This window comes from Pseudomonas putida (assembly GCF_022627325.1).
Taxonomy (GTDB): Bacteria; Pseudomonadota; Gammaproteobacteria; order Pseudomonadales; family Pseudomonadaceae; genus Aquipseudomonas; species Aquipseudomonas putida_X.
Genome location: NZ_JAETZZ010000014.1, coordinates 116,016 through 128,082, shown reverse-complemented (window position 1 = coordinate 128,082; position 12,067 = coordinate 116,016). Strand labels below are relative to the sequence as shown.

Genomic DNA, 12,067 nt, shown 5'->3' with positions numbered 1-12,067 from the left:
ATGGCAACCATCAAAGACGTCGCGGCACTCGCGGGTATTTCCTACACCACGGTGTCCCATGTACTGAACAAGACCCGCCCGGTCAGCGAACAGGTGCGGCTGAAGGTCGAAGCGGCCATCGTCGAGCTCGACTACGTGCCCAGCGCCGTGGCGCGCTCGCTCAAGGCGCGCACCACGGCCACCATCGGGCTGCTGGTGCCCAACAGCGTCAACCCATATTTCGCCGAGCTGGCGCGCGGCATTGAAGATGCCTGCGAGCGCAACGGCTATTGCGTGATCCTTTGCAACTCCGATGACAACCCACAGAAGCAGCGCAGCTACCTGCGCGTGCTGCTGGAAAAGCGCATTGATGGCCTGGTAGTGGCTTCGGTGGGCGAGGACAGTGACCTGCTGCAGAGCCTGGCCTGCGTGCGTACCCCGATGGTCATCGTCGACCGCGCGCTGGAAGGCGTCGACGCCGACCTGGTGCGCATCGACCACGAGCAGGGCGCGTACCTGGCCACCCAGCACCTGCTGGAGCTTGGCCACCGCGACATCGCCTATATCGGCGGGCCGGCCGCGACCGGCGTCAGCCAACTGCGCCTGGCCGGCTTCCACCGTGCCATGGCCGAGGCGCAGGTGGCCGTGCGCGGTGCGCACATCCTGCAGTGTGACTTCACCAGCCCCGGTGGCCATGCGGCGGCCGCGCAACTGCTCGATGGTCAGCGGCCCACCGCCATTTTCGCCGGCAACGACATGATCGGCTTTGGCGTGCTGCGTGCGGCTGCCGAGCGCAATATCAGCGTGCCGGGCGAGCTGTCGGTGATCGGCTTCGACGACATCGAGCTCAGTCGCTATGTGTACCCGCCGCTGACCACCGTCGGCCAGTCGATCCGTGAGCTCGGTGAAAGTGCAGCGGCGCTGTTGCTGTCGCGTATCGCCGCACCGCGGCGCGAAGGCGCAGAGCAGCGCATCGTCGCCCCGCGCATCGTGCTGCGTGAGTCCACCGGGCCGCGCCCGGACCTGTTCAATGATTACCGCTAAGGAATGCTCATGAGTGCCAAGGTAGTGGTGGTCGGTAGCCTCAACATGGACCTGGTAGCCCGCGCCGAGCGGCTGCCACGTGCAGGCGAAACAGTGGCCGGCGAAAGCTTTTTCACCGTACCGGGCGGCAAGGGCGCCAATCAGGCGGTGGCCGCAGCCCGCCTGGGCGCGAGCGTGGCGATGGTCGGTAACGTCGGCGATGACGCCTACGGCCAGCAGTTGCGCCAGGCCCTGGAAGTGGAAGGCATCGACTGCCAGGCAGTGAGCGCGTGCCCGGGCGTCTCCAGTGGCGTGGCGCTGATTACCGTGGATGCCGCCAGCCAGAACTGCATCGTCATCATCCCCGGCGGCAACGGCCAGCTGACGCCGGCAAGCGTGCAGCGTTTCGACGCACTGCTGCAGGCTGCCGAGGTGATCATCTGCCAGCTCGAAGTGCCTGCCGACACGGTGGCCTGGGCCCTGGCCAGGGGGCGTGAGCTGGGCAAGACGGTGATGCTCAACCCGGCCCCGGCGACCGGCCCGTTGCCCGCCCAGTGGCTGGCCCATATTGATTACCTCATCCCCAACGAAAGCGAGGCCGAGGCACTGACCGGCGCGCCAGTGGACGACCTGGCCAGCGCCCTCCGTGCCGGCGAACGCCTGCTGCAGATGGGGGCCGGCAAGGTCATCGTCACCCTCGGCGCGCAGGGCGCGTTGTTCGTCAGCCGTGACGGCAGCCGGCACTTCCCTGCGCCGCAGGTCAAAGCGCTGGACACCACGGCAGCGGGCGACACCTTTGTCGGCGGTTTTGCAGCCGCGCTGGTGCGTGGCCTGGGGGAGGACGATGCGATCACCCTTGGCCAGCGCGCTGCGGCGCTGTCCGTCACTCGCGCCGGGGCGCAGCCCTCGATCCCGACCCTGGCGGAGCTGGCCCCATGAAAAAGACCGCGCTGCTCAATATTGCCCTGTCACGCACCATAGCCGGGCTGGGCCATGGCGACATCCTGGTGATCGGCGATGCCGGGTTGCCCGTGCCGCCTGGGGTCGAGCTGATCGACCTGGCCTTGACACCGGGCATTCCCGACTTCGCCAGCGTGCTGCGCGCCGTGCTCAGCGAGATGCAGGTGGAGCGCCATGTGCTGGCCGAAGAGATGCAGAAGGTCGTGCCGCCCGGCCTGGTCGAGATCGAGCGCCTTCGCGGCAAGCTCGGCAAGCGTGAGTGGCTGAGCCATGAGCAATTCAAGGGGTTGTCGCGCAGCGCCCGCGCCGTGGTGCGTACCGGCGAGTGCCAGCCCTACAGCAATATCGCCCTTATAGCCGGGGTAACCTTCTAGCTCCCACCGCGACCGCGCAGTTCTTCAGGCCTGCGCTTTACCTGTGCAAGTCACCGGCTTGCCCAATTTCTAAAAGCCGACGTAATACCAGATGGAAGCCGGCTTGCCGGCGATGGGCCGCAAAGCGGCCCCAACCGTTTCACCACAAGGCAACAGGAGTGCCCCATGCTCAAACCCCTGCTACAAGGACTCGCCCTCATGGCCGCAGCTGCCACCACCACGCTCCAGGCCGCACCTCGCGACCTGATCATCGACACCGACCCCGGCGCCGACGATGTGGTCGCGCTGTTCCTGGCCATGGCTTCGCCGGACGAGCTCAACATTCGCGCTATCACCACCGTCGCTGGCAACGTGCGGCTCGACAAAACCTCGCGCAATGCCCGCCTGGCCCGCGAGTGGGCCGGCCGTGAAGACATCCCGGTGTACGCCGGGGCAGGGCGCCCGTTGCTGCGCACGCCGATCTACGCTGCCCAGGTACATGGCGAAGAGGGCCTGACCGGTGTCCCGGTGCATGAACCGAAACAGCCCCTGGCCCCAGGCAATGCCGTGCAGTACCTGGTCGACACCCTCGGCGCTGCCGAACCCCACAGCATCACCGTGGCCATGCTCGGCCCGCAGACCAATCTTGCCCTGGCACTGATCCAGAGCCCGGACATCGCCAAAGGCATAAAGGAAGTGGTGGTAATGGGCGGCGCCCATTTCAACGGCGGAAACATCACCCCGGTGGCAGAATTCAACCTCTACGCCGACCCGCACGCCGCCGAGGTGGTGCTGGCCAGCGGCGTGCCACTGACCTACCTGCCGCTGGACGTCACCCACAAGCTGCTCACCAGCGACGCCCGACTCAAGCAGCTGTCAGCCGTGAACAACCCGGCCAGCAAGCGTGTGGTCGACATCCTCAATGCGTACATCAAGCACGACATGGACCTGTACGGCATGCCCGGCGGCCCGGTGCATGACGCCAGCGTCATTGCTTATCTGCTCAAGCCTGAGCTGTTCAGCGGGCGGCGCATCCACATGAGTGTCGACAGTCGCGAGGGCCCGAGCTTCGGCCAGACCGTGGCCGACTGGTACGGCGTGCTCAAGCAGCCGGCCAATGTAATGTGGGTGGGCGAGGGCGATGCCCAGGGCTTTTTCGACCTGCTCAGCGCGCGCCTGGCTCGATTGCCATAGCGGCGTGCGGTGCATAGCGCTCGAACACCTGGTCGATGAAGCTGCGCGCCGCCTCACTGCCCAGGTCACGCACCAGCAGGTCCAGGGCGATCAATACCAGCTCTTCTGGCGTACTGGGGCTGTAGGCGCTCTGGCCCTCCGCCCATTTGACCTTGATGTCGGCGTCGATGCTGTGGTGGCTCATGAAAGGCTCTCGTTTGGGCCCGTAGCGGAGGGGCGAACACCTGACCCTGGCGTTCGCAGCAGGCACTGTGCCTGCACTTCTTAAAGTAAATCATCACTTTGCGTCAATGGCTCTTCGACTTAAGAATAAAAAGCCTGCCCAAGCAAACCAACTGCGTGGTGCAAAATCCGGTCACGATTGCCTTTCGCCACACGCGGTGAGTTCAGGCAGACTTGGGCGGTTTTGCAACGAATTCAGGGTGGAACTGTCGGAACAGACAGTTCCCATATCTATTTAGGAGGATTCATGTTCCGTACCCGTGCTTCCCTGGCAACCTTGCTGGTCGCTGCGGTGCTGGCTGGTTGCAGCACTGGTGGCCACTCTGACGGCGGCAGCGCCCCGGCTGCACCTGCAGGCAACGATGGGCGCTGCGAGGCCAGCGGCGCCGATTTCGCCATTGGCAAGCAAGGCAGTGCCGACCTGCTTGAACAGGCGCGCAAGGCCAGTGGTTCGCAGATGGCGCGTATCCTCAAGCCGCATGACGTGGTGACCCTGGAGTACCGCTCCGAGCGTCTGAACCTGAATGTGGACGAGCAGGGCAAGGTGACCCGCGTCAACTGCGGTTGATGCACCCCCAAGGCCGCCCCTGCGCAGGCAGGTGTGCGTTGCCTTGGTAAAGCCCATAAAAAAACCCGCCACAAGGGCGGGTTTTTTTACAGCTATCCGAATTACTCCGGACGAACCTGCGCAGCCTGCATACCCTTCTGGCCTTTTTCGGCAACGAAGGAAACAGTCTGGCCTTCTTTCAGGCTCTTGAAGCCGTCGGATTCGATGGCTTTGAAGTGAACGAACAGGTCGTCGCCGCCGCCTGCTGGGGTGATGAAGCCGTAGCCTTTCTCATCATTGAACCATTTGACGGTGCCTTGTTGGCGATTGGACATGGGTGAATCTCCAGAACATTTAATTTTCAGTGGTGCAATGTGGCCGAGGCTACGGAGCACGGACACCATAATAGTCTAATTCTGCGCCTGTAGCGTCTTTTACCTTCGCAGGATGCTGATCTAGGGCAAATAAAGCCCGGAAAGCCCTCCGCGCATGGCTCATTTCGGCTTGCAGGCCGCTTGCACGATGGTCTGTGCCTTCTGCATCAGCTTGGCGTCAACGCCGTCCTTACTGTCCAGGTCTTCGATCTCCTTATCGGTGAAATTTTCTTTGATGGCTTGCGCGCCGCACGAGCAATGCTTCTCTGCAGTTGCAGCGTCGACACCTTGGCTTTGCGCCACCTGCTTGCATTGCGTCATGTAGGCACCCTCCTTGCCGGCAGGGAAGTTGCCAGCGTTGGCTGCCGTGGGCAGCAGCAGGGCGCCAGCGGCCGCCAGGGCCAGAAGAGACGGAACTCGCATAACCAGACACTCCTTGGGTTAAGGTCTCATCAAGAGTAGGTTGCTTCCCAAAGTCTGATTGGAAATTTTCCGTGTAAGTTCACCGCTACCGCGTAAATTCCAAATATTTCTGCGCTGCCATGCAACCCCCGTGCTAGCATGCCCGGCTTGCAGCTACACACGTGCAGCGTGCAACTATCTTTTACTTTCCAGTCACTCAGGTCCCCCTGGCAAGCCGAAAGGCTTCTGCCGCTGTGAGGCAGGCTTCCTTCAAGGAAGGCAGGTCGGATCTTGTACTGGCTCATCCCAACCCACGTGACCTTTGGTAGGGGTCACCACTAGGAGAGGAGGCGCCATGCCCACTATTACTCTTCCCGATGGCAGTCAACGCGCGTTTGATCACGCGGTATCCGTAGCCGATGTCGCCGCTTCGATCGGTGCCGGCCTGGCCAAGGCCACCGTGGCCGGCAAAGTCGACGGCAAGCTGGTCGATGCCTGCGAACTGATCACCCACGACGCCACCCTGCAGATCATCACCCCTAAAGATGAAGAGGGACTGGAGATCATCCGTCACTCGTGCGCCCACCTGGTCGGCCACGCGGTGAAACAGCTGTACCCGACCGCCAAGATGGTCATCGGCCCGGTCATCGACGAAGGCTTCTATTACGACATCGCCTACGAGCGCCCCTTCACCCCTGAAGACCTGGCCGCCATCGAAAAGCGCATGCAGCAGCTGATCGAAAAAGATTACGACGTCATCAAGAAGATGACCCCGCGTGCCGAAGTCATCGACGTGTTCAAGGCCCGTGGCGAGGACTACAAGCTGCGCCTGGTCGAAGACATGCCAGACGAGCAGGCCATGGGCCTGTACTACCACGAAGAATACGTCGACATGTGCCGCGGCCCGCACGTGCCCAATACCCGCTTCCTCAAGGCATTCAAGCTGACCAAGCTGTCCGGCGCCTACTGGCGTGGCGATGCCAGGAACGAGCAACTGCAGCGTGTGTACGGTACCGCCTGGGCTGACAAGAAGCAGCTGGCTGCCTACATCCAGCGCATCGAAGAAGCGGAAAAACGCGACCACCGCAAGATCGGCAAGCAGCTGGACCTGTTCCACCTGCAGGAAGAAGCGCCAGGCATGGTGTTCTGGCACGCCAACGGCTGGACCGTCTACCAGGTGCTCGAGCAGTACATGCGTCAGGTGCAGCGCGAAAACGGCTATTCGGAAATCAAGACCCCGCAGGTTGTCGACCGCATCCTCTGGGAGCGTTCCGGCCACTGGTCCAACTACGCCGAGAACATGTTCACCACGTCGTCGGAAAGCCGTGATTACGCGGTCAAGCCGATGAACTGCCCGTGCCACGTGCAGGTGTTCAACCAGGGCCTGAAGTCGTACCGCGACCTGCCGCTGCGCCTGGCCGAGTTCGGTGCCTGCCACCGGAACGAGCCGTCCGGCGCGTTGCACGGCATCATGCGCGTGCGTGGCTTCGTGCAGGACGACGCGCACATCTTCTGCACCGAAGACCAGGTGAAGAAAGAAGCCGCCGACTTCATCAAGCTGACCCTGGACGTGTACAAGGACTTCGGTTTCACCGACGTCGCCATGAAGCTCTCCACCCGTCCCGCCAAGCGCGTGGGCTCCGAAGAGCTTTGGGACCGTGCCGAAGGTGCACTGGCCGACGCCCTGAACGAATCCGGCCTGGAGTGGGAATACCAGCCAGGTGAAGGTGCCTTCTACGGCCCGAAAATCGAATTCACCCTGCGCGACTGCCTGGGCCGTAACTGGCAGTGTGGTACCCTGCAGTACGACCCGAACCTGCCGGAGCGCCTGGATGCCAGCTACATCGCCGAAGATAACGCGCGCAAGCGCCCGGTGATGCTGCACCGCGCGATCCTCGGCTCGTTCGAGCGGTTCATCGGCATGCTCATCGAGCATTATGCCGGCGTGTTCCCGGCGTGGCTGGCACCGACCCAGGCCGTGATCATGAACATCACCGACAAACAGGCGGATTTCGCCCTTCAGGTTGAGAAATCTCTGAACGGTAGCGGTTTCCGTGCCAAGTCGGACTTGAGAAATGAGAAGATCGGCTTTAAAATCCGCGAGCATACTTTGCTCAAGGTCCCGTACCTTTTGGTTATAGGGGACCGCGAAGTCGAAACGCAAACCGTCGCTGTGCGTACTCGCGAAGGTGCAGACCTGGGCTCCATGCCCGTCGCCCAGTTCGTTGAGCTTCTGACACATGCGGTTTCCCGGCGTGGTCGCCAAGAATCGGAGTAATGACTATTAAGCGTGAAATGAGAAACGATAAACGTGCTGCACCGAAGGCCCCGATCAACGAGAATATCTCGGCCCGCGAGGTTCGGTTAATTGGCGCAGACGGCGAGCAGGTTGGCATCGTCTCGATTGATGAAGCGCTGCGTATCGCTGATGAAGCGAAGCTGGACCTGGTTGAAATCTCTGCAGACGCGGTACCGCCTGTCTGCAAGGTCATGGACTACGGCAAGCACCTCTTCGAAAAGAAGAAGCAGGCTAACGAAGCCAAGAAAAACCAGAAGCAGATCCAGATCAAAGAAATCAAGTTTCGTCCAGGGACGGAGGATGGGGATTACCAGGTAAAACTACGCAACCTGGTACGTTTCCTTACCGATGGGGACAAGGCCAAGATCTCTCTGAGATTCCGTGGTCGTGAGATGGCCCACCAGGAGCTGGGTATGGAGCTGTTGAAGCGGGTTGAAGCTGACCTCGCCGAATACGGCACCGTCGAACAGCATCCGAAGATGGAAGGACGCCAACTTATGATGGTCATCGCCCCCAAGAAAAAGAAGTAATCTCCCGGGCACGGCAGGCCTGATGATTATGTGTAATTTTATCGAATGCGGAGTTCCAACATGCCAAAAATGAAAACCAAGAGCGGTGCTGCAAAGCGCTTCCTGAAGACCGCTACCGGCTTCAAGCACAAGCACGCTTTCAAGAGCCACATCCTGACCAAAATGTCGACCAAGCGTAAGCGTCAACTGCGTGGTAGCAGCTTGCTGCACCCGTCTGACGTCGCGAAAGTCGCGCGCATGCTGCGCGTTCGTTAATTCTGGTCAAAGATAGAGGAAGTTACTCATGGCTCGTGTAAAGCGCGGCGTTATCGCTCGTAAGCGTCACAAAAAAATTCTGAAACTGGCTAAAGGTTACTACGGTGCACGCTCGCGCGTATTCCGCGTAGCCAAGCAGGCAGTCATCAAGGCAGGCCAATACGCCTACCGCGACCGTCGCCAGAAGAAGCGTCAGTTCCGCGCACTGTGGATCGCTCGTATCAACGCCGGTGCCCGCACCAACGGTCTGTCTTACAGCCGTCTGATTGCTGGCCTGAAAAAGGCGTCGATCGAAATCGACCGTAAGGTTCTGGCTGACCTGGCAGTGAACGAAAAAGCGGCGTTTGCTGCAATTGTCGAGAAAGCTAAAGCCGTTCTGGCTTAAGTACCCACGACAATCATCCGGCAGCGCTCTGTGCTGTCGGGTGTAAAACGTCATCGATAGGGGAAGAGCCTTCAAAGCTCTTCCCCTATTTTCGTATCTGGAGTCTGTACATGGAAAACCTGGACGCGCTGGTCTCCCAAGCCCTTGAGGCCGTGGAGCGCGCTGAAGACATCAATGCCCTGGAACAGATCCGGGTTCAGTATCTGGGCAAGAAAGGCGAACTGACCCAGGTGATGAAGACCCTGGGCAACCTGCCAGCCGAAGAGCGCCCGAAAGTCGGCGCGCTGATCAATGACGCCAAAGAGCGCGTCACCGAAGTGCTCAACGCACGCAAGGCAGCCTTTGAAGAAGCCGAGCTCAGCGCTCGCTTGGCCGCCGAATGCATTGATGTGACCCTGCCAGGCCGTGGCCAGGCCACCGGTGGCCTGCACCCGATCACCCGTACCCTCGAACGCATCGAGCAGTTCTTCACCCACATCGGCTACGGCATCGCCGAAGGGCCCGAGGTCGAAGACGACTACCACAACTTCGAAGCGCTCAACATCCCTGGCCACCACCCGGCCCGGGCGATGCACGACACCTTCTACTTCAATGCCAACATGCTGCTGCGCACCCACACCTCGCCGGTGCAGGTGCGGACCATGGAGTCCACTCAGCCGCCCATCCGCATTGTGTGCCCGGGCCGCGTTTACCGCTGCGACTCGGATATCACCCACTCGCCGATGTTCCACCAGGTCGAAGGCCTGCTGATCGATCGCGACATCAACTTTGCCGACCTCAAGGGCACCATCGAAGAGTTCCTGCGCGTGTTCTTTGAAAAAGAACTGGCCGTGCGCTTCCGCCCGTCGTTCTTCCCCTTCACCGAGCCGTCCGCCGAAGTCGACATCCAGTGCGTGATGTGTTCCGGCAAAGGCTGCCGCGTGTGCAAGCAAACCGGCTGGCTGGAAGTGCTGGGCTGCGGCATGGTGCACCCGAACGTGCTGCGCATGTCCGGCATCGACCCTGAAGAATTCCAGGGCTTCGCTTTCGGCATGGGTGCCGAGCGCCTGGCCATGCTGCGCTACGGCGTCAACGATTTGCGTCTGTTCTTCGACAACGACCTGCGGTTCTTAGCCCAATTCCGCTAGGCCCAATCGACGCAACTTTCAGGAGAACAGCATGAAATTCAGTGAACAGTGGCTGCGCGGTTGGGTAAACCCGCAAGTCTCCCGTGATGAACTGGTCGCCCGCCTGTCCATGGCCGGCCTTGAAGTCGACAGCGTAACCCCCGCTGCCGGCCAGTTCAGCGGCATCGTCGTGGGCGAAATCCTCGCCACCGAACAACACCCCGACGCCGACAAACTGCGCGTCTGCCAGGTCAGCAACGGCCAGGAAACCTTCCAGGTCGTCTGCGGCGCCCCCAACGCGCGCGCCGGCATCAAGATCCCGTTCGCCATGATCGGTGCCGAACTGCCGGGCGACTTCAAGATCAAGAAGGCCAAGCTGCGCGGCGTCGAATCTTTCGGCATGCTGTGCTCGGCAGCAGAGCTGCAGATCAGCGAAGAAAACGACGGTCTGCTCGAACTGGCTGGCGACGCCCCGGTAGGCGAAGACATTCGCCAGTACCTGAACCTGGACGACGCCAGCATCGAAATCGGCCTGACCCCCAACCGCGGTGACTGCCTGTCGCTGGCGGGCCTGGCCCGCGACGTCAGCGCCCTGTACAACGTACCGGTCACCCGCCCTGTGGTGCCGGCCGTACCGGCTGCCCACGATGAAGTGCGCCCGGTCGAGGTCAGTGCCCCAGCCGTGTGCCCACGCTACCTGGGCCGCGTTATCCGCAACGTCGACCTCAGCAAGCCCACCCCGCTGTGGATGGTTGAACGCCTGCGCCGCAGCGACGTGCGCAGCATCGACGCCGCTGTCGACATCACCAACTACGTGATGCTCGAACTTGGCCAGCCGATGCACGCCTTCGACCTTGCCGAAATCAATGGCGGCATCCGCGTACGCATGGCCGAAGAGGGCGAGAAGCTCGTGCTGCTCGACGGCCAGGAAGTCGCCCTGCGCGCCGACACCCTGGTCATCGCCGACCATACCCGTGCCCTGGCCATTGCCGGCGTGATGGGTGGCGAGCACAGCGGCGTCAACACCGAAAAAACCCGCGACCTGTTCCTCGAAAGCGCCTTCTTCGAGCCGATCGCCGTTGCTGGCAAGGCCCGTTCATACGGCCTGCACACCGACGCCTCGCACCGCTACGAGCGCGGCGTCGACTCGCAACTGGCCCGCGAAGCCATGGAGCGCGCTACCGCGCTGGTGCTGGAGATTGTCGGCGGCGAAGCCGGCCCCATCATCGAAGCCGTGAGTGAACAGCACCTGCCGCAGGTCGCCCCGGTGACCCTGCGCGCCGAACGCATCACCCAGATGCTCGGCATGGAGTTGCAGGCCGCCCAGGTCGAGCAGATGCTCAACGCCCTGGAGCTGACCACCACGGCCAGCGGGGCAGGGGAGTGGACCGTCAAGGTGCCAAGCCACCGGTTCGACATCAGCCTGGAAGTCGACCTGATCGAAGAGCTGGCCCGCCTGCACGGCTACAACAGCCTGCCAGTGCGTTACCCACAAGCGCGCCTGGCGCCCAAGGCCAACCCGGAAACCCGCGGTGAGTTGCCCAACCTGCGCCGCCTGCTGGTCGCCCGCGGCTACCAGGAAGCCATCACCTACAGCTTCATCGACCCGAAGCTGTTCGAGCTGTTCACCCCTGGTGTAGAGCCGCTGCTGCTGGCCAACCCTATCTCCAGCGACATGGCCGCCATGCGCGCCTCGCTGTGGCCAGGCCTGGTCAAAGCCATGCAGCACAACCTCAACCGCCAGCAAGACCGCGTGCGCCTGTTCGAAAGCGGCCTGCGCTTCGTCGGCCAGCTGGGTGACCTGAAGCAGCAGCCGATGATCGCCGGCGTCGTCACCGGCAGCCGTCTGCCAGAAGGCTGGGCCAACGGCCGTGACAGCATCGACTTCTTCGATGTAAAGGCAGACGTCGAAGCCTTGCTGGGCTACTCGGGCGCCCTGAGCGACTTCACCTTCGCCGCCGGCAAACACCCCGCCCTGCACCCAGGCCAGACCGCTGTCATCCAGCGCGACGGCAAGGAAGTCGGCTACCTCGGTGCCCTCCACCCGGAAGTCGCCAAGGCCCTGGGCCTGGACCGCCCGGTGTTCGTCTTCGAGCTGGTGTTGGGTGATGTGGTCGAAGGTCGCCTGCCGAAATTCAGCGAGCTCTCCAAGTTCCCGGAAACCCGTCGCGACCTGGCCCTGATCGCCGGCCGTGATGTCGCCGCCAGCGCCGTGCTTGAAGTAATTCGTGACAATGCAGGCGAATGGCTTACAGACCTCAGGCTGTTTGACGTCTACCAGGGTAAAGGTATTGATCCTGATAGAAAAAGCCTGGCCGTCGGCTTGACCTGGCAGCATCCATCGCGCACTCTTAACGACGATGAGGTGAACACTACCCTGCACAATATCCTCACCTCGCTTGAACAAAGGTTGAACACCACGTTAAGGAAATAACGGC

At 61.9% G+C, this 12,067-nt stretch carries 14 protein-coding genes; 11 read left to right on the top strand and 3 right to left on the bottom strand.

What is annotated here, in order from left to right; all coding sequences use genetic code 11:
* From JNA92_RS21190 to JNA92_RS21175, 4 genes are all read left to right on the top strand, one after another.
* Complete coding sequence (locus JNA92_RS21190; protein ID WP_241806489.1) at positions 1-1,023, top strand: LacI family DNA-binding transcriptional regulator; 1,023 nt, start codon at positions 1-3, stop codon at positions 1,021-1,023.
* A gap of 9 nt (positions 1,024-1,032) precedes the next feature.
* Entirely contained in the window at positions 1,033-1,941 is a 909-nt protein-coding gene (gene rbsK / locus JNA92_RS21185; RefSeq protein ID WP_241806488.1) for a ribokinase, read from the top strand.
* Entirely contained in the window at positions 1,938-2,336 is a 399-nt protein-coding gene (rbsD, locus tag JNA92_RS21180) for a D-ribose pyranase (RefSeq protein ID WP_241806487.1), read from the top strand. Before rbsK ends, rbsD begins: the two co-directional genes overlap by 4 nt.
* Before the next feature lie 165 nt (positions 2,337-2,501).
* The gene (locus tag JNA92_RS21175; RefSeq protein ID WP_241806486.1) at positions 2,502-3,509 is read left to right on the top strand and encodes a nucleoside hydrolase; all 1,008 of its coding nucleotides are present in this window, start codon (positions 2,502-2,504) and stop codon (positions 3,507-3,509) included.
* On the opposite strand, the gene JNA92_RS21170 is transcribed toward JNA92_RS21175, so the two are convergent.
* Entirely contained in the window at positions 3,481-3,693 is a 213-nt protein-coding gene (locus JNA92_RS21170) for a hypothetical protein (protein ID WP_241806485.1), read from the bottom strand. The two genes, JNA92_RS21175 and JNA92_RS21170, sit on opposite strands and share 29 nt — an antisense overlap.
* Positions 3,694-3,978: 285 nt before the next feature.
* Between JNA92_RS21170 and JNA92_RS21165 the strand changes: the two genes are divergently transcribed.
* A complete protein-coding gene (locus tag JNA92_RS21165) occupies positions 3,979-4,299 on the top strand; it encodes an I78 family peptidase inhibitor (RefSeq protein ID WP_241806484.1) in 321 nt (106 codons plus the stop codon).
* Positions 4,300-4,400: 101 nt separating this feature from the next.
* On the opposite strand, the gene JNA92_RS21160 is transcribed toward JNA92_RS21165, so the two are convergent.
* The gene (locus tag JNA92_RS21160; RefSeq protein ID WP_012313861.1) at positions 4,401-4,613 is read right to left on the bottom strand and encodes a cold-shock protein; all 213 of its coding nucleotides are present in this window, start codon (positions 4,611-4,613) and stop codon (positions 4,401-4,403) included.
* A gap of 159 nt (positions 4,614-4,772) precedes the next feature.
* Complete coding sequence (locus JNA92_RS21155; protein ID WP_241806483.1) at positions 4,773-5,075, bottom strand: hypothetical protein; 303 nt, start codon at positions 5,073-5,075, stop codon at positions 4,773-4,775.
* A gap of 334 nt (positions 5,076-5,409) precedes the next feature.
* On the opposite strand from JNA92_RS21155, the gene thrS reads away from it, so the two are divergent.
* From thrS to pheT, 6 genes are all read left to right on the top strand, one after another.
* Positions 5,410-7,332, top strand: coding sequence for a threonine--tRNA ligase (gene thrS / locus JNA92_RS21150; RefSeq protein WP_241806482.1), 1,923 nt, complete (start codon positions 5,410-5,412; stop codon positions 7,330-7,332).
* Complete coding sequence (gene infC, locus JNA92_RS21145; protein WP_012313864.1) at positions 7,332-7,883, top strand: translation initiation factor IF-3; 552 nt, start codon at positions 7,332-7,334, stop codon at positions 7,881-7,883. Before thrS ends, infC begins: the two co-directional genes overlap by 1 nt.
* Positions 7,884-7,943: 60 nt before the next feature.
* Positions 7,944-8,138: a 50S ribosomal protein L35 gene (gene rpmI / locus JNA92_RS21140; RefSeq protein WP_012313865.1), complete on the top strand. Its 195-nt coding sequence runs from the start codon at positions 7,944-7,946 to the stop codon at positions 8,136-8,138.
* 28 nt (positions 8,139-8,166) lie between these two features.
* Complete coding sequence (gene rplT / locus JNA92_RS21135; protein WP_003250671.1) at positions 8,167-8,523, top strand: 50S ribosomal protein L20; 357 nt, start codon at positions 8,167-8,169, stop codon at positions 8,521-8,523.
* A gap of 110 nt (positions 8,524-8,633) precedes the next feature.
* Entirely contained in the window at positions 8,634-9,650 is a 1,017-nt protein-coding gene (gene pheS, locus JNA92_RS21130; RefSeq protein ID WP_012313866.1) for a phenylalanine--tRNA ligase subunit alpha, read from the top strand.
* A gap of 31 nt (positions 9,651-9,681) precedes the next feature.
* On the top strand, positions 9,682-12,063 hold the full coding sequence (pheT, locus tag JNA92_RS21125) for a phenylalanine--tRNA ligase subunit beta (RefSeq protein ID WP_241806481.1): 2,382 nt from the start codon (positions 9,682-9,684) through the stop codon (positions 12,061-12,063).
* The last annotated feature ends 4 nt before the right edge of the window (positions 12,064-12,067 follow it).